Genomic DNA, 15,061 nt, shown 5'->3' on the forward strand with positions numbered 1-15,061 from the left:
ATGTTATGCAATTTCGTGCTTTACATCATGCTCAGAGATGTTTATAGTGCGCCTCACTTTGGAAGCGTGGCCGAGCGGTTGAAGGCACCGGTCTTGAAAACCGGCGACCCGAAAGGGTTCTAGAGTTCGAATCTCTACGCTTCCGCCAAATTCGAAAACCCTGCGATAGCAATATCGCAGGGTTTTTTCGTTATTCCAGCCCCAGCGTATACTGCGCGATTTTGAAGTAGATAATCAGCCCGGTCCCGTCGATTAGCGTGGCGATAAACGGTGCGGAGACCACCGCCGGATCGATTTTGCAGCGTTTCAGTACCATCGGGATCACCGACGAGACGATGGCGCTCCACAGCGTAATGCAGACCAGCGTCAGGCTGACGATGAGCGTGATTTCCATCCCAATGCCCATCATCCAGGCGCGAACGCAGCCCGCCAGACCCAGCGTGGCGGCAATCATTAACGAGGTGCTGATCTCTTTGCGCAGCACGCGACCCACATCGCGAAGGTGGACTTCACCCAGCGCCATGGCGCGCACCAGCGTCGAGGTGATCTGCGTCCCGCTGTTTCCGCCGGTGCCAATTAGCAGCGGAATAAAGAACGCCAGCGCGATGGCAGATTCCAGCGCCTCTTCAAAATGCTGGATCACCGAACTGGTATACGCTTCCGCAACAAACAGCAGCAGCAGCCAGACGGAGCGTTTCTTCCACAGGCTGAAGGCGCTGGTTTCCAGATAGGGCTTCTCCAGCGGCAGCGTCGCCCCCTGAAGCTGGGCATCTTCAGTAACGTCATCTTCCAGCAGATGGGCGATTTCACGCTCGGTAAGGCAGCCCACCAGCTTGCCGTGGGTCACCACCGGCACTACATCCGCACCCGCGTGCGCCAGCAGCCCGGCGACATCCGCCCGCTCATCTTCCGGTTTGAGCTGAATAAAATCCGATATCATCAACCCCTTAACAGGCTGCACGGTGTCCGTGGCCTGCAATAATTTGCGTACGGCGATTAAACCCGCGAGGCGACCGTTATCTTCGATAAAAATATGCGACGGAATATCATCATCTTTTAATTTTTCAAAGAACTGCTCGCGTGCCAGAGCTACGCATAATGAAATATCGATAACGATAAAATCGGTATTCATATATTGCGCGATGGCGCTGTCATTAAAAGCCAGGTTTTGGTTGTGAATAGCGTAAGACATAGTAAATTCCCTTTGAATAATAAAATCTCTCAGGGGCGAGCAAGACAGGGCATGTCGGAAAGGAGATCCCCACGTCCTGGGTTCAGCACTGTACACCGTATCCCACAAGGGAAGTTATACTGACAAAGCCTTGATTCGACAGTGCCTGTTTTACCCTGTGCCGGTTCTCTCGAACCCACCAGAGCGATAACGTGTATTTGTACAGGAGCCTCGCCATAACGAGATCGTTGTAAAACGAGAGGGATAATACGCCTGTTTAAATTTAGTGCTCAGAAAATTAAATAATGTTTAAGAACGGTTTAGGTAAATCTTATTAATAAAATGTTGAGGGTTTATTTAAGGTTATTCATTTTAAATGGACAATTAAATTATTAACGGGGGAGGGGAAAATGACATGGTTTGATAACCTGCTGAATCATTTTGCGCTGTATCCGGCACATCTGTTTGTGCTGTTATTCGTGATGGCGCTGAGCAAATCGACGGTGCTGATCTCCTCCGTGCTGCCGCCTGCGTCGGTGATGCTGCTGGCGGGCATTACCGTCAGCCAGGGGAGCATGCATCCTGCGCTGACGTGGCTCGCCGTGGTGATGGGGGCAACGGCGGGTTCGGTGCTGAATTACCATATCGGCCAACTGATGGGGCATACCCGGATGGTCACGCGCTTCACCTCAAAGCATGCCAATAAGTTCCTGCGGGTCCAGCATCAGCTGCAAAAGAACGGGGTCATCGTGCTTTTTACGTCGCGCTTCCTGGCGGTGTTGCGTTACATCGTCCCGCTGGCGGCCGGGATGCTCAGGCTGAACGCCGTCAAGGTCTACGCCGTCAGCCTGCTTTCCGCCTGTGCGTGGGCGGCGCTGTATGTCGGCGCGGTCACCGGCATCAGCGCCTTTTGAATTACAGGCTCCCCATTCCGCCGTCCACCAGCAGTTCCGTTCCCACCGTGTAGCTCGACTCGTCGGAGGCCAGATAGAGTGCGGCTTTTGCCAGTTCGGTCGTCGAGCCCATTCTGCCGAGCGGCACCAGCTTAATGACCTCTGCCATCATCGCGTTAAGCGCCTCGTCGCTTAAGCCCGTTTTCGTAAACGCCGGGGTTTCCACCGGACCGGGACTCAGACCGTTGACGCGGATCCCGCGCGGCAGCAGCTCCGCCGACAGTGTACGCGCCAGCGACAGCAGGGCGGCCTTGCTCGCGGCATACGCGCTGCTGGTGGGCAGGCCGATGCGCGCGCTCACGGAGCCGCAGAGGATCACCGAGGATGGGTTATTCAGCAGCGGCAGCAGCGCCTGAATTAAAAAGAACGGTCCCTTCAGGTTGATGTTCATCAGACGGTCCCAGGCCTCTTCCTGCCAGACTTCCAGCGGCGCGTGCGTTACGTCACCGGCGTTGAGAAAGACCGCATCCAGGCGTGGCCAGCGGGCGGTGAGGGTCTCTGCCAGCGCTTTTTGCGACGAAATATCGCCTGCGTCGGTTGGGATCACCCAGGCCTTATCGCCCAGAATGCGCTCTGCTTCGGCGAGGGTATCCGGGTTGCGTCCGGTCACGGCGACGCGCGCCCCTTCGGCGATAAACGCCTGCGCGGTGGCGAGACCGATACCGCTGGTGCCGCCGGTAATCAACGTATACTTATCGGTTAAACGACCCATGTTCTTCTCCTGAAATGTCTCTGGAGAAAGCACTATAGAAACGTTAGTATCGAAAGGAAACCAGGTACCAAATGGATACTAACGAGGCAAGAGGTGTGAAATGGCAGAGATACTGGAAGCGTGCTGCGAAAAAAAATCTGAGGCGTATACCTGCCCGATGACGCAGTTTGTGAACCTGATTTCCGGTAAGTGGGCGATCCCCATTCTCTATCGCCTGATTGTGTTCAATACGCCCGTTCGCTTTGGCGATCTGCTGCGTGCCGCTGCCCCCATCACCCAGAAAGAGCTGACGAAGCAGCTGCGCCTGTTTGAGCAGCGCGGTCTGGTGACGCGAACGGTCTACCCGGAGATCCCGCCGCGCGTGGAGTATCAGATCACCGAGCTGGGGCTAACCCTTCAGGACGCACTCTCGCCGCTGGCCGCCTGGATGAGCGAATACGGCGACCAGCTTCAGCGTTAGGCTACTGTTTTACGTAGCGCGGATCCCCGCTTCATCGGTGAGATAGGCCACCAGAATATCGACTGCGACCCCGTAGCGCGCGTCGCGAACAATCAGCAGCGACCACCAGTCGCCGATAATATCCAGCGAACGGGCGACGGGGCAGGTGCTCTCTTCAAGGCGGGTACGTTTCACAGCGAATTCTCCGGTGGGGTATGGTTTTTTTATAAAACTCATCGGCACACGCCGTAAGCACGTTAATCATCAGTTTGAGAAATGCTTCCCGAAAAACCTGTCACGGATCTGTCACACTCAGGGCGACATTAAAAACGTGTGAGGAATTAGGGATGAGAAAAGCACTACTCGCAGTTGCCGTGGCAGGTACCCTTTCCGTGACCTTTGGCGCACAGGCGCAGGACACGCCGGACGGCTATCAGCTGGAACAGGTGCTCATCATGAGCCGCCACAACCTGCGCGCGCCGCTTGCCAATAACGGCAGCGTGCTGGAGCAGTCCACGCCGAAGCAGTGGCCGGAGTGGGACGTCCCGGGTGGACAGCTCACCACCAAAGGCGGCGTACTGGAAGTGTATATGGGTCACTATATGCGCGAGTGGTTGGCAGAGCAGGGGATGGTGAAGACGGGTGAATGCCCGCCAGCGGATGCCGTCTATGCCTACGCCAACAGCCTCCAGCGCACCGTGGCGACCGCGCAGTTCTTTATCACCGGCGCGTTCCCCGGGTGCGATGTTCCTGTGCATCACCAGGAAAAAATGGGCACCATGGACCCCACCTTCAATCCGGTCATTACCGATAACTCCCCTGAGTTTCGCGAGAAAGCGCTGAAAGCGATGGAGACGGAACGGCAGAAAATGCAGCTGGATGAAAGCTACAAACTGCTGGAACAGCTGACAAACTACAGCGACTCGCCGTCCTGCAAGGAGAAAAAAGTCTGCTCCCTGACGGAGGCGAAAGATACGTTCAGCGCCGATTATGAAAAAGAACCGGGCGTCTCCGGGCCGCTGAAGGTGGGTAACTCGCTGGTGGATGCGTTCACGCTACAGTATTACGAAGGCTTCCCGACAGACCAGGTGGCCTGGGGGGAAATCAAAACCGATCAGCAGTGGCGCGTGCTGTCGAAGCTGAAAAACGGCTATCAGGACTCGCTGTTTACGTCGACGGAGGTGGCGCAGAACGTGGCTAAACCGCTGGTGAAGTACATTGATAAAGCGCTGGTGACCGAACAGGCAAAAGCGCCAAAAATCACCCTGTTGGTGGGGCACGACTCTAACATCGCCTCGCTGCTGACCGCGCTGGACTTCAGGCCTTATCAGCTGCACGACCAGCAGGAACGAACCCCGATTGGCGGTAAAATTGTCTTCCAGCGCTGGCATGACAAAAACACTAATCAGGAGCTGATGAAAATTGAGTATGTCTACCAGAGTTCAGATCAACTGCGTAACGCCAGCGTACTGTCGCTGCAATCCCCTGCGCAGCGCGTGACGCTGGAGCTGAAGGGCTGTCCGGTGGATGGCAACGGCTTCTGTCCTGTCGATAAATTCAATGCGGTGATGAACAACGCGGCGAAATAGAAGATAACCCCCCGCGTGGGCGGGGGGAACGTTCAGACGTTTTTACGTTCGATGGTTTGCTCGCCCCAGAACAGCGAGTCTTTGTCGGTTTTTTCGAAGGCGCGAACCAGCACTTCATCGTTGCCTTCTTCCCAAATCTGCTCAGCCAGCTTTTCGTCATAATTGGCGACTTCAAAGATGGCTTCGGCAATCTCCGGAGAGGTATTGCGTAAACTTGCCCATTCGCCCACGTGGTGAGCTTTGGATTCTTGAGTTGGCATACTTGTCCTCCTGTTGGGTTAGCCGTTCAGTTTTTTGGCAAGACCCGCGACGTATTCACCCTGATAGCGGGCGATTGAAAGTTCTTCATTGCTTGGCTGACGTGAACCATCGCCACCGGCAATGGTGGTCGCACCATACGGTGTCCCGCCACGAACCTGCGAAACATCGAACAGTTCCTGTGCGCCGTAGCCAATCGGCACAATCACCATCCCATGATGGGCAAGAGTAGTCCAGGTGGAGGTGATCGTCTGCTCCTGGCCGCCGCCCGTGCCGGTAGAGCTGAACACGCTGGCCAGCTTGCCGTATAACGCGCCGGAGGCCCAGAGCCCGCCCGTCTGGTCGAGGAAGGTGCGCATCTGGCCGGACATATTGCCGAAGCGGGTCGGGGTGCCGAAGATAATGGCATCATAGTCCGCGAGCTCCTGCGGGGTGGCGACCGGGGCGTTTTGTGTTTTCCCCCCGGCTTTGGCGAAGGCTTCCGCCTGCATGGTTTCCGGTACGCGTTTAACCACGACCTCAACGCCGTCTACTCTGTTTGCGCCTTCTGCTACTGCGTGAGCCATGGTTTCAATGTGTCCATACATGGAATAATAGAGCACCAGAACTTTTGCCATTTTGCATCACTCCTCGTTGGTTTTTCTTACAGCGGATCGCTGCGTTCCTTTAAAGATATGACATCACAGCCAGACTGCAAAAATGAACGGCATTTCTTTGATATATAACAATATCTTTTGGATACGCGCCTTGTAGCAAAATGAAACAACTTTCGCGGCGCGGATTTTTCAAAATATAAGAACGGCTTATGAATGACTTCCCCGATATTTCATACGAAAGGCTGAGATCATGTTGCAGAATATTACCTCTCGCTTGCCGGATAGCCGCATTACACTAAGCTTAGTTTCACGCGGCACAGATAAAGGCACTGTCCTTGAGCCGCGAGGTGAAAGAATCCTCTTTTACTGAATGCAATATGATGTCTAATGTTTCACACTCTGGAGGTTAGAGATGGCAAACCATCGTGGTGGTTCAGGTAATTTCGCTGAAGACCGTGAAAGAGCATCAGAAGCAGGTCGTAAAGGTGGCCAGTCTAGCGGGGGCAACTTCAAAAACGACCCTCAGCGCGCATCAGAGGCTGGTAAAAAAGGGGGTAAAAATAGCCACGGCAGCAACAAGTAGTACGCCGGGTTAACTCCCTGCCGCCGGGTTTCCCGGCGGTTTTTTTATGTCTGCTGCATTGAACTGTCATCAAAGGCATCGCACACTACAGGATTGATTCTTCGTGCTGGTGTCCCATGTCCGTTTCCCGTTTTACCTTCTCCATTAAGCCTCAGGAAGCGATCCTGATTTTGATCACCATGTTCTGGGGCGGAACCTTTCTTGCCGTTCAGTACGCGGTCACGATGAGCGATCCGTTTTTCTTTGTAGGGCTGCGCTTTGCAACCGCGGCGATTGCCGTGGCGCTTATTTCGCTGAAAACCCTGCGCGGGTTGACCCTGAGAGAGCTTAAGGCGGGTGTCGCCATTGGTGTGGCGATTGCCATGGGCTACAGCCTGCAAACGTGGGGGCTCCAGTCTATCTCCAGCAGTAAATCCGCCTTCATCACCGCCATGTACGTACCGCTGGTGCCGCTGTTGCAGTGGCTGTGCCTCGGCAGAATGCCGGGCCTGATGTCGTGCATTGGCATCGTGCTGGCGTTCATCGGCCTTATTTTATTAGCCGGGCCGGAAAATAATCTGCTGGCGCTGGGGCCGGGGGAGATCATCACTCTGGTGGGGGCCGTCGCCATTGCGGCAGAAATTATCCTGATTAGCGCCTGGGCAGGAAAAGTGGACGTCAAGCGGGTGACGGTGGTGCAGCTTACCACCGCGTCGCTGGTGGCGTTCGCGACGATGGTGCCGGCAGGGGAGTCCGTCCCGCCGATGTCTACCGGGCTTATCGTCGTGGCGCTGGGGCTGGGCATTTTCAGCGCCATTATCCAGGTCACCATGAACTGGGCGCAGCGCAGCGTATCCCCAACTCGGGCGACGGTCATTTATACCGGTGAACCGGTATGGGCGGGTATTTTCGGGCGACTCGCCGGGGAGCGTCTGCCCCTGCTGGCGCTGGTGGGCGCGGCGTTTATTGTTCTCGGCGTGCTGGTGAGTGAGTTAAAGCTCAGAAAGCGTCGGAATGCGGTGAACGATTTAACGGCCGAATAAGCTTTTGATTGAAATAAAGGGCAGGTTTAACTACGATGTGTACGGATGAAAACCGTACACGATAAATGAAACCATGCCAGCACTCAAAAAACAGCGTATCGATCTTCGCCTGTCGGACGAAGACAAAACAATGATTGAAGAAGCGGCAGCGATGACCAACCAAACGATCACCCAGTTTATGGTGAACAGTGCGTCAGAGCGTGCTGCCGAAGTCATCGAACAGCATCGGCGTCTCGTATTAAACGAAGCCTCATGGATTGCCGTTATGGATGCCATCGACAATCCGCCAGAGCCAAATGAACGCCTGAAGCGAGCGGCGAAACGTCTTCGAAACATGGAGTGAAGCGTCGTGGCAAATCTCACGATCGAAATGTTATCAGAGGGAACCGATTACGATTTCGGCGATTTCGATTGTGGTGAACCCTCGCTAAATGCCTTCCTTACCGAGCACCTGATACGTCAGCACGGCGGGCGTATTTTACGCGGCTACCTGCTTAAAGAACGCGACCATCCGCGTGTCCTGGGCTATTACACACTCTCGGGAAGTTGCTTTGAAAAAGCGATGCTTCCTTCAAAGACTCAGCAGCGCCGCATCCCATACAGCAACGTCCCCAGCGTGACGCTGGGGCGTCTGGCTGTCCATAAAGAACTCCAGGGAAACGAGTGGGGAACAACGCTTGTCACACACGCTATGCGCGTTGTTTATCTGGCCTCGCAGGCTGTTGGCGTCCACGGAATTTTTGTGGATGCGCTTAACGAACGGGCCAAACGATTTTATCTGAAGCTGGGGTTTATCCCGCTGGCAGGTGAAAACAGCAGTTCGCTGTTCTTCCCCACGCAATCTATAGAACGACTGTTTGAGCAGGCGTGATCGCTCTTAAGGAACATGCAGGTCGGGTAAGGCGTCGCCGTTACCCGACGTGTTGATTTCACGGATCCTGAGTCACCACGGCGCCCTGCGGCGCGGCAGCCATCCGGCGGCTCAGCAGGGCGTTGAGCAGGATCGCGCCGAAGGTCGCCGTGCCAATCCCGCCCACCGTAAACCCGCCCAGCGTCAGGGCGAAATCACCCGCCCCCAGCACCAGCGTTACCGCCACCATGATCAGGTTACCGTTCTGGCTCAGATCAACATGGTTCTGCACCCAGATGCGTGCCCCTGCCACGGCAATCAGACCAAATACCACAATCGAGGCGCCGCCAATCACGGGGGCCGGGATGGTGTGGATCAATGCGCCGAATTTCGGGGAAAAGCCGAGCAGCATCGCCATCACCGCCGCCGCCACGAAGACCAGCGTCGAATAGACTTTGGTCACTGCCATCACGCCGATGTTTTCCGCGTAGGTCGTCACGCCGCTGCCGCCGACCGAGCCGGAGAGCATGGTCGCCAGACCGTCTCCCACAAACGCCCGCCCTATATACGGATCCATATTGCGCCCGGTCATTCCCGCTACGGCTTTCAGGTGGCCCAGGTTTTCAGCCACCAGAATCACCGCGACAGGCGCGATGAGCATCATCGCCTGAGCGTTAAAGGTGGGTGAGGTCATCTGCGGCAGGCCGAACCAGGCGGCCTGGTGAATCAGTGTGAAATCAACCGGTTTGCCGAGACCGAACACGTTCGCCAGCAGCGCGTAGACCAGACAGGCCGCAATCAGCCCGACCAGGATCAGCAGCCGTTGGATCATGCCGCGCGTAAAGACCGCCACCACGCCGATGCACAGCACCGTTATCACCGCCATCCAGCTTTCAAATGGTGAGCCGGAAACGCTCTTCACCGCAATCGGCGCGAGGTTCAGGCCTATCGCCATCACCACCGCCCCGGTGACGACGGGGGGCATCATCCGCTCGATCCAGCGCGTGCCGACTTTCATCACCACCAGACCGGTCAGGGTGTAGACCAGCCCACAGGCGATAATGCCGCCGAGGGCCACGCTCAGGTTGGGGTTAATACCCTGACCGTTAAACCCGGTCGCTGCAATGACCACCCCCACGAAGGCGGCGCTGGAGCCCAGATAGCTGGGCACACGCCCGCCGGTGACAAAAAAGAACAGCAGGGTACCCATACCCGACATCAAAATGGCGAGGTTAGGATCCAGCCCCATCAGCATGGGCATCAGCACCGTCGCACCAAACATCGCGACCGCATGCTGCACGCCCATCACCATGGTCTGCCCGAGCGGGAGCCTTTCATCCGGCGCGACCACGCCTTCTTCTGTGGAGGTCGATTTCAACTGCCAGTGGGGAAGTCCGAACATGATCTGTCTCCTGAATGCGGATTAACAGGCGGGTCGCATAAGCACGTGATAGCCGCGGTCGAACCACACCAGCCCTTGCGGCGCCGGGTGGCGTACGATGGATACAATGTCGCAAAACAGAATGTCGTGAGTGCCAACGCTCACCACCTGGCTGATACGGCAGTCGAACGAGGCCAGCGCATTTTCCAGACGCGGGCAGCCCGTGTCGCCTGTCTGCCAGCGGGCAGCGGCAAAGCGGTCCGCCATCGGCGTTTTCCCGCCAAACAGGTTGGATAAAGGCTCCTGTCCGGCACTCAGCGTGTTAACGCACAGGGTGCGGTTCTCGCTGAAAATCGGCCAGACCGACGCGCCGCGGTTCAGGCACACCAGCAGGGTAGGCGGGGAATCCGTGACGCTGCATACCGCGCTGGCGGTGAAGCCCGCCATTCCCGCGGGGCCGTCGGTGGTGATGATATTGACCGCTGCGCCGACGCAGGCCATGGCGTCGCGAAAGGTTTGTTTATCCGGTGTCATCACGTTCGCTCCTTACGCCAGCCCGCAGGCATCGTCAAAGGTCAGACGCGGCAGGCGTCCGTACAGTTTGGTCGCATCGCCGTAGCCGATATTGATCAGCAGGTTGCTTTTGAGCAGCGTGCCCGTGAAAAAGGCCGCGTCCACTTTTTCCCGGTCAAAACCCGACATCGGCCCGGTGTCCAGCCCGAGCGCGCGGCAGGCGAAAATCAGGTACGCGGCCTGCATTGAGCTGTTGCGAAAGGCGGTCTCTTCCGCCAGCGCGGGGCTTGCGGTAAACCAGTTTCTGGCATCGCCGTGCGGGAACAGTTCAGGCAGGCGCTCATAAAACTCGCTGTCCCAGGCGACAATCGCCGTGACCGGGGCAGTGAGCGTTTTCTCAAGGTTGCCGCTGGAGAGCGCCGGGCGCAGCTTCTCTTTTCCTTCCGGGCTTCGCACAAACACAATGCGCGCCGGGGAGCAGTTGGCGGACGTCGGCCCCCATTTCATCAGGTCATAAATCTCGCGCAGCGTCTCGTCACTGACCGGTATATCCAGCCAGCCGTTATGGGTACGTGCGCCGGTAAACAGCGTTTCCAGCGCGGCGGGCGTGATGGCTTCGCTCATTCAAGCTCCTTACAAAGCGGGTTCTGGGCGGTGCAGCAGGCTGGCAAGCCCGTTCAGCAGCAGAGTGTTAAAGATGTCCGGCGCGGTCACATTGCAGGCATGCCCGCCCTGGCGCATGACCGTTTTGCGGGCGTGCGGGAGGGCGGCGTGCAGTTCAGCGGAGCAGACGGACGGCACCAGCAGATCGTCGGTGGAGCAGATAATCTGTACGGGGCAGCGAACGCGTGCAGCGTGGCGGCTGAAATCGGCCTGTTTCAGGGCATGCAGCCTGCGCAGCAGATTGGCTTTGCCCTGAAAATGGGCCAGCGCCAGCGCGTGCTCGGCCTCCAGCCGCGGGGCGCGGGCGGCCATCCAGTCTGCCGGGTAGAGGAACAACGGCTGTGCCTCTACCCACGCCTGCGCGCCGCCCGCATGCAGCAGACGTTCGCGAACGTCAAAACAGCGGCGGGTATGGGCATTGAGGGTCAGCCAGCCGTTGACGCAGACCAGCGCGGTGAGGGCGTCGGGCTTATCGATGGCCAGCCGCAGGCCGACCAGCGCCCCCAACGCGTGGCCGACCACGCAGTAACGGGCGATCCCGGCCTCGGCTAACGCCAGCGCAAGCTCGTCGGCCATGTGTGCGAGGGTGTAGTCTTCCGGCAGGGTATCCGGGTTATTCCCCGTGCCCCGCTGGTCGTAGCACACCACCTGATACTCCTGCCCCAGCACGGCGAGCTGGGGCAGCCAGTAGCTGCCGCTGCCGCCGAGCCCGGCAATCAGTACCACCACGGGCGCGCCCGCAAAGGGGGGCGGTGAAATGGACAGTTTCATGGCCGCCTCACTTCGCGATGTGCGCAACGGTGGCAATTTCAACCAGCGCTTCGGGCTTTACCAGCCCGCACTGGATGCAAAACCGCGCCGGTTTATCGCCGGGGAAAAACTCCGCGTAAATCTCGTTAATCGCGGCGTAGTTTTTCCAGTCGGTGATAAAGATGCTGTTGAAGGTCACGTCCTCCATAGTGCCACCCGCCGTTTCGATCACGGTTTTGATCGTCTCCAGCACGTGGCGGGTTTGCGCCTTTGGGTCATCGATAAACACCACGTTGTTGTCTTTATCAAACGGCAGCGTGCCCGAGACATACACCACGCCGTCGGCGAGGGTGCCGGGGACAAACGGGGCAATCGGGGTGCTGGTGCCCGGCGGAATAATCACGGATTTCGGCATAGCGGTTCTCCTCAGGCGATGCGGGCGAGCGGGGGATCCAGCGCGTCGCAGAAATCATTGACGTTACTGACCCAGCCAAAAAAGGTTTCGATATTGAACAGGGCGGCTTTCTGGGCAAAATCCGGCCCGGCCTGATGGGTGGCATCCTCCAGCACCACCCCAAAATACTCGAGGAAAAAGCCGTCGCGCAGGGTCGACTCCACGCACACGTTGGTGGCTATGCCCGTAAAGACCAGATGACGAATGCCCCGGCTGCGCAGTAGGCTGTCAAGCGGGGTATTGAAAAAGCCGCTGTAGCGCGGTTTCGGCAGCACGATATCGCCGGCCTCCGGTACCAGCTCATCCACCAGCTGATAATCCCAGCCGCCTTTCGCCAGCAGCGTGCCCTGGAGTTCGGGCCGTTGACGCATGGTTTTCAGGGCGTTGGATTTGTGAAAGTTGGGTGAGCCGGGACCGCCAGCCTCGACGTACTGCTCGTCCCAGCCGTTCTGGAACCAGACGATCAGCATGCCCGCAGCACGCGCGGCGCTCACGGCGGTTTTGATGTTCTCAATCACCGGCTGCGTGGTGGAGACGTCAAACCCGGCCAGATCCAGATACCCGCCTTTACTGGCATAGGCGTTTTGCATATCCACCACGATCAGCGCGCTGCGCTGCGCGTCAAAGGTAATGGCTTCCGGGCGAGCGTTGAGGGTCGTCATTACGCCACCTCCTTCGTCACGGCAGGGATGTGGGCGCGGCACTGCATCAGCGGCTGAATGCGCTCGCCGAAGGTTTCCACGCCGGTGAGAAAATCATCGAAGGTCAGCAGCACGCCTTCGGCGCCGGGCACGGCAGCCACTTCGTCGAGCATTCTGGCGACGCTGGCATACGAGCCAACCAGGGTGCCCATGTTGATATTGACGGCAGACGTTGGGTCGGCCATCTGGCGAACGTTGGTGTCCGCGCCGGAGCGGGTATCCTTCTGGCTCTGCTCGGTAAGCCAGCTCAGCGCGTCGTCATCTGCGCCGTCCTTGTATCGTTCCCATTTGGCGCGCGCGGCGTCGTCGGTTTCGTCGGCAATCACCATAAACAGCACATAGGAACCCACGTCGCGCCCGGTTTTGTCGGCGGCCGCTTTCATGCGTGCCGCGGTGGGCGCGAAGGCGGCCGGGGTGTTAACGCCTTTGCCGAAGCAGAAGTTGAAGTCGGCGTATTTCGCCGAGAATTCCATTCCCGCGTCGCTCTGTCCGGCGCATATCACCTTCATCGGCACCGACGGCTGCGGGCTGACGCGGCAGTCGTTCATGGTAAAGAAGTCGCCTTTGAAATCGCTTTTGCCGGTGCCCCATAGATCGCGCAGCACCTGCACATATTCAGTCAGGTAGTCGTAGCGACGGGAGAAGTAATCGTCCCCCGGCCAGATCCCCATCTGCTCGTACTCCGGCTTTTGCCAGCCGGTGACCAGGTTAACGCCAAAGCGCCCGCCGGAGATGGAGTCGATGGTGGAGGCCATCCGCGCCACGATTGCCGGGGGAAGGGTAAGGGTGGCGGCGGTGGCGTAAATCTGGATGCGCGAGGTTACCGCCGCCAGGCCCGCCATCAGGGTGAAAGACTCCAGGTTGTGGTCCCAGAATTCGGTCTTACCGCCGAAACCGCGCAGCTTGATCATCGAGAGCGCAAAGTCGAAGTGGTAGTGCTCCGCTTTCTGCACGATGGCTTTATTCAGCTCAAAGGTCGGCATGTATTGCGGGGCAGTGGTCGAGATAAGCCAGCCGTTGTTGCCGATCGGTACAAATACGCCAATTTTCATCACGAACCTCTCTTCATTACGTCGCAGGTGTCACGATGTTTTTGCAAAGGCAGTGCCAGTTTTGAAAATCACTTTGTTATTAATGTGTTAAATGATGGTTGTTAAAATTAACAGCGAAAATGTGGACTGGATGGTCAAAATCATTGCACAGAAAACAGGCACTCATGCGCGCTGAGGGTGCAGAAGGTCGTGGCGAGACGGGGGTTTTGCTATGCTGAGCGCAGGACAGAAAATGGAGAGCGAAAATGACACAAGGCGCAGTGAAAACACCCGGTAAACGTTCGCAGGCGGTGAGCGCCAAGAAACAGGCGATCCTCAGCGCTGCGCTGGAGACATTTTCGCAGTTTGGTATTCACGGTACGCGCCTTGAGCAGGTGGCGGAGCAGGCCGGGGTGTCCAAAACCAATCTGCTCTACTACTACCCGTCAAAAGAGGCGCTCTATATCGCGGTGATGCAGCAGATCCTCGATATCTGGCTGGCACCTCTCAAGGCGTTTCGCGAAGAGCTGGCCCCGCTGGTGGCGATAGAGGAGTACATACGCCTGAAGCTGGAGGTATCGCGTGATTACCCGCAGGCATCAAGGCTGTTCTGCCTGGAGATGTTGCAGGGCGCGCCGCTGTTGCAGGCGGAGCTGACCGGCGATTTAAAGCAGCTGGTGGACGATAAATCGGCCATTATTGCCGGATGGGTCGCCAGCGGAAAACTGGCGCCCGTCGATCCGCATCATCTGATCTTCATGATTTGGGCCTCAACCCAGCACTACGCTGACTTCGCGGCCCAGGTCGAGGCGGTGACCGGTAAAACGCTCCAGGACGAGGCGTTTTTCCAGAGTACGCTGGATAACGTGCAGCGGATGATTATCGAAGGGATCCGTGTGCGCTAATCAGCCGGTTGGAAAGGGCAGCTTAAATTGCCCTCTTCACACTGCATCAACGAGGCCAGAAAGGCTTCGCGCTCCGCTGTTTTCTCCGTCAGGCACTGGTTGATAATCATCGGCTGAATAGTGCCACCTTCGGTTCCTGAACCCATCAATTTACAGTCTCCGTCACGCAGGGCGATCCACGCCTGCTGCGCCTTTTTCAGCAGGTCGCGCTGAGGAGCTGCCGCGCGTTTGATGGCGGCCTGGTACGTCTGGTTGAGCTTTTTATCCGCAGCCTGGTACTGCTCTGCCGCACAGGCACTGAGTTCTGTCTGGGTGGTCGCTTTGTCGCACTCGTCGGCCAGCGCGCTGGCGCTGAGCAGCAGTGCTGCGCCTGCGAGAAATATTCTTTTCATCATTCCCTCCGTGTAAAAAAGCCGGATGCGCTGCGCTTATCCGGCCTACGGTGATTTTGTAGCCCCGGTAAGCGTAGCGTCACCGGAGAGAGTTTACA

Annotated in this window: 20 protein-coding genes, 1 tRNA gene, 1 pseudogene and 1 riboswitch; of the genes and pseudogenes, 9 read left to right on the forward strand and 13 right to left on the reverse strand. The window is 57.6% G+C overall.

The annotated features are described in order from the left end of the window. Positions 1–60: 60 nt before the first annotated feature. A tRNA-Ser gene (locus O1721_RS12085) sits at positions 61–148 on the forward strand. A gap of 42 nt (positions 149–190) precedes the next feature. On the opposite strand, the gene O1721_RS12090 is transcribed toward O1721_RS12085, so the two are convergent. Beyond that, positions 191–1,192 carry a magnesium transporter gene (locus O1721_RS12090; protein WP_015570882.1) on the reverse strand — a complete coding sequence of 334 codons (1,002 nt, stop codon included), beginning with the start codon at positions 1,190–1,192 and terminating at the stop codon, positions 191–193. A 60-nt stretch (positions 1,193–1,252) separates the two neighbouring features. After that, positions 1,253–1,422, reverse strand: a riboswitch (M-box (ykoK) riboswitch). Positions 1,423–1,581: 159 nt separating this feature from the next. On the opposite strand from O1721_RS12090, the gene O1721_RS12095 reads away from it, so the two are divergent. Continuing rightward, a complete protein-coding gene (locus tag O1721_RS12095) occupies positions 1,582–2,085 on the forward strand; it encodes a DedA family protein (protein ID WP_015570881.1) in 504 nt (167 codons plus the stop codon). 1 nt (position 2,086) lies between these two features. On the opposite strand, the gene O1721_RS12100 is transcribed toward O1721_RS12095, so the two are convergent. Beyond that, positions 2,087–2,836: an SDR family oxidoreductase gene (locus O1721_RS12100; protein WP_015570880.1), complete on the reverse strand. Its 750-nt coding sequence runs from the start codon at positions 2,834–2,836 to the stop codon at positions 2,087–2,089. A 100-nt stretch (positions 2,837–2,936) separates the two neighbouring features. On the opposite strand from O1721_RS12100, the gene O1721_RS12105 reads away from it, so the two are divergent. Beyond that, positions 2,937–3,296, forward strand: a complete 360-nt coding sequence (locus O1721_RS12105; RefSeq protein WP_032647921.1) for a winged helix-turn-helix transcriptional regulator — start codon at positions 2,937–2,939, stop codon at positions 3,294–3,296. 66 nt (positions 3,297–3,362) lie between these two features. Here O1721_RS12105 and O1721_RS12110 read toward each other — a convergent pair. Continuing rightward, positions 3,363–3,470: pseudogene (locus O1721_RS12110) on the reverse strand (winged helix-turn-helix transcriptional regulator); the annotation flags it as partial. Positions 3,471–3,622: 152 nt separating this feature from the next. On the opposite strand from O1721_RS12110, the gene agp reads away from it, so the two are divergent. Next, positions 3,623–4,864, forward strand: coding sequence for a bifunctional glucose-1-phosphatase/inositol phosphatase (agp, locus tag O1721_RS12115; protein ID WP_045324885.1), 1,242 nt, complete (start codon positions 3,623–3,625; stop codon positions 4,862–4,864). Positions 4,865–4,896: 32 nt separating this feature from the next. On the opposite strand, the gene O1721_RS12120 is transcribed toward agp, so the two are convergent. Together O1721_RS12120 and wrbA are read right to left on the reverse strand one after the other, a co-directional pair. Continuing rightward, positions 4,897–5,124 (reverse strand): YccJ family protein, encoded by a 228-nt coding sequence (locus O1721_RS12120; RefSeq protein ID WP_006809324.1) that lies wholly within the window; start codon positions 5,122–5,124, stop codon positions 4,897–4,899. Between the two features lie 18 nt (positions 5,125–5,142). Then, on the reverse strand, positions 5,143–5,739 hold the full coding sequence (wrbA, locus tag O1721_RS12125; protein ID WP_006809323.1) for an NAD(P)H:quinone oxidoreductase: 597 nt from the start codon (positions 5,737–5,739) through the stop codon (positions 5,143–5,145). A 391-nt stretch (positions 5,740–6,130) separates the two neighbouring features. Here wrbA and O1721_RS12130 point away from each other — a divergent pair, with 391 nt between their 5' ends. From O1721_RS12130 to O1721_RS12145, 4 genes are all read left to right on the forward strand, one after another. Further along, positions 6,131–6,301: a con-10 family general stress protein gene (locus O1721_RS12130; RefSeq protein WP_001273664.1), complete on the forward strand. Its 171-nt coding sequence runs from the start codon at positions 6,131–6,133 to the stop codon at positions 6,299–6,301. 116 nt (positions 6,302–6,417) lie between these two features. Further along, positions 6,418–7,323, forward strand: coding sequence for a DMT family transporter (locus O1721_RS12135; protein ID WP_017693666.1), 906 nt, complete (start codon positions 6,418–6,420; stop codon positions 7,321–7,323). Between the two features lie 73 nt (positions 7,324–7,396). Further along, positions 7,397–7,666 (forward strand): type II toxin-antitoxin system TacA family antitoxin, encoded by a 270-nt coding sequence (locus O1721_RS12140; protein ID WP_015570876.1) that lies wholly within the window; start codon positions 7,397–7,399, stop codon positions 7,664–7,666. A gap of 6 nt (positions 7,667–7,672) precedes the next feature. Then, positions 7,673–8,194 (forward strand): GNAT family N-acetyltransferase, encoded by a 522-nt coding sequence (locus O1721_RS12145; RefSeq protein ID WP_032647926.1) that lies wholly within the window; start codon positions 7,673–7,675, stop codon positions 8,192–8,194. 58 nt (positions 8,195–8,252) lie between these two features. On the opposite strand, the gene rutG is transcribed toward O1721_RS12145, so the two are convergent. Genes rutG through rutA form a run of 7 tightly spaced genes read right to left on the reverse strand, consistent with a single transcriptional unit; the run spans position 8,253 to position 13,687 of the window. Beyond that, positions 8,253–9,575, reverse strand: coding sequence for a pyrimidine utilization transport protein G (rutG, locus tag O1721_RS12150; RefSeq protein WP_032647928.1), 1,323 nt, complete (start codon positions 9,573–9,575; stop codon positions 8,253–8,255). A gap of 21 nt (positions 9,576–9,596) precedes the next feature. Continuing rightward, on the reverse strand, positions 9,597–10,088 hold the full coding sequence (gene rutF / locus O1721_RS12155) for an NADH-dependent FMN reductase RutF (protein ID WP_032647931.1): 492 nt from the start codon (positions 10,086–10,088) through the stop codon (positions 9,597–9,599). A gap of 12 nt (positions 10,089–10,100) precedes the next feature. Next, the gene (locus O1721_RS12160) at positions 10,101–10,691 is read right to left on the reverse strand and encodes a malonic semialdehyde reductase (protein WP_032647932.1); all 591 of its coding nucleotides are present in this window, start codon (positions 10,689–10,691) and stop codon (positions 10,101–10,103) included. 9 nt (positions 10,692–10,700) lie between these two features. After that, positions 10,701–11,501 carry a pyrimidine utilization protein D gene (gene rutD, locus O1721_RS12165; protein ID WP_032647935.1) on the reverse strand — a complete coding sequence of 267 codons (801 nt, stop codon included), beginning with the start codon at positions 11,499–11,501 and terminating at the stop codon, positions 10,701–10,703. A gap of 7 nt (positions 11,502–11,508) precedes the next feature. Then, the gene (gene rutC / locus O1721_RS12170) at positions 11,509–11,895 is read right to left on the reverse strand and encodes a pyrimidine utilization protein C (protein ID WP_015570870.1); all 387 of its coding nucleotides are present in this window, start codon (positions 11,893–11,895) and stop codon (positions 11,509–11,511) included. An 11-nt stretch (positions 11,896–11,906) separates the two neighbouring features. Beyond that, positions 11,907–12,596 (reverse strand): pyrimidine utilization protein B, encoded by a 690-nt coding sequence (rutB, locus tag O1721_RS12175; RefSeq protein ID WP_017384771.1) that lies wholly within the window; start codon positions 12,594–12,596, stop codon positions 11,907–11,909. Then, on the reverse strand, positions 12,596–13,687 hold the full coding sequence (rutA, locus tag O1721_RS12180) for a pyrimidine utilization protein A (RefSeq protein ID WP_032647939.1): 1,092 nt from the start codon (positions 13,685–13,687) through the stop codon (positions 12,596–12,598). The genes rutB and rutA overlap by 1 nt, the downstream gene beginning before the upstream one ends. 245 nt (positions 13,688–13,932) lie before the next feature. On the opposite strand from rutA, the gene rutR reads away from it, so the two are divergent. Next, positions 13,933–14,571: an HTH-type transcriptional regulator RutR gene (gene rutR, locus O1721_RS12185; RefSeq protein ID WP_032647941.1), complete on the forward strand. Its 639-nt coding sequence runs from the start codon at positions 13,933–13,935 to the stop codon at positions 14,569–14,571. On the opposite strand, the gene O1721_RS12190 is transcribed toward rutR, so the two are convergent. Next, positions 14,568–14,963 carry a lysozyme inhibitor LprI family protein gene (locus O1721_RS12190; protein WP_479953881.1) on the reverse strand — a complete coding sequence of 132 codons (396 nt, stop codon included), beginning with the start codon at positions 14,961–14,963 and terminating at the stop codon, positions 14,568–14,570. The two genes, rutR and O1721_RS12190, sit on opposite strands and share 4 nt — an antisense overlap. Between the last annotated feature and the right edge of the window lie 98 nt (positions 14,964–15,061).

It is taken from the genome of Enterobacter cloacae complex sp. HYC033_NIDB, from assembly GCF_056673335.1.

Excerpts from the sequence above, each read along its gene's own strand:
- O1721_RS12090 (WP_015570882.1), bottom strand. The coding sequence starts at position 1,192 with ATGTCTTACGCTATTCACAACCAAAACCTGGCTTTTAATGACAGCGCC.
- O1721_RS12095 (WP_015570881.1), top strand. The coding sequence starts at position 1,582 with ATGACATGGTTTGATAACCTGCTGAATCATTTTGCGCTGTATCCGGCA.
- O1721_RS12100 (WP_015570880.1), bottom strand. The coding sequence starts at position 2,836 with ATGGGTCGTTTAACCGATAAGTATACGTTGATTACCGGCGGCACCAGC.
- O1721_RS12105 (WP_032647921.1), top strand. The coding sequence starts at position 2,937 with ATGGCAGAGATACTGGAAGCGTGCTGCGAAAAAAAATCTGAGGCGTAT.
- agp (WP_045324885.1), top strand. The coding sequence starts at position 3,623 with ATGAGAAAAGCACTACTCGCAGTTGCCGTGGCAGGTACCCTTTCCGTG.
- O1721_RS12120 (WP_006809324.1), bottom strand. The coding sequence starts at position 5,124 with ATGCCAACTCAAGAATCCAAAGCTCACCACGTGGGCGAATGGGCAAGT.
- wrbA (WP_006809323.1), bottom strand. The coding sequence starts at position 5,739 with ATGGCAAAAGTTCTGGTGCTCTATTATTCCATGTATGGACACATTGAA.
- O1721_RS12130 (WP_001273664.1), top strand. The coding sequence starts at position 6,131 with ATGGCAAACCATCGTGGTGGTTCAGGTAATTTCGCTGAAGACCGTGAA.
- O1721_RS12135 (WP_017693666.1), top strand. The coding sequence starts at position 6,418 with ATGTCCGTTTCCCGTTTTACCTTCTCCATTAAGCCTCAGGAAGCGATC.
- O1721_RS12140 (WP_015570876.1), top strand. The coding sequence starts at position 7,397 with ATGCCAGCACTCAAAAAACAGCGTATCGATCTTCGCCTGTCGGACGAA.
- rutG (WP_032647928.1), bottom strand. The coding sequence starts at position 9,575 with ATGTTCGGACTTCCCCACTGGCAGTTGAAATCGACCTCCACAGAAGAA.
- rutF (WP_032647931.1), bottom strand. The coding sequence starts at position 10,088 with ATGACACCGGATAAACAAACCTTTCGCGACGCCATGGCCTGCGTCGGC.
- O1721_RS12160 (WP_032647932.1), bottom strand. The coding sequence starts at position 10,691 with ATGAGCGAAGCCATCACGCCCGCCGCGCTGGAAACGCTGTTTACCGGC.
- rutD (WP_032647935.1), bottom strand. The coding sequence starts at position 11,501 with ATGAAACTGTCCATTTCACCGCCCCCCTTTGCGGGCGCGCCCGTGGTG.
- rutC (WP_015570870.1), bottom strand. The coding sequence starts at position 11,895 with ATGCCGAAATCCGTGATTATTCCGCCGGGCACCAGCACCCCGATTGCC.
- rutB (WP_017384771.1), bottom strand. The coding sequence starts at position 12,596 with ATGACGACCCTCAACGCTCGCCCGGAAGCCATTACCTTTGACGCGCAG.
- rutA (WP_032647939.1), bottom strand. The coding sequence starts at position 13,687 with ATGAAAATTGGCGTATTTGTACCGATCGGCAACAACGGCTGGCTTATC.
- rutR (WP_032647941.1), top strand. The coding sequence starts at position 13,933 with ATGACACAAGGCGCAGTGAAAACACCCGGTAAACGTTCGCAGGCGGTG.
- O1721_RS12190 (WP_479953881.1), bottom strand. The coding sequence starts at position 14,963 with ATGAAAAGAATATTTCTCGCAGGCGCAGCACTGCTGCTCAGCGCCAGC.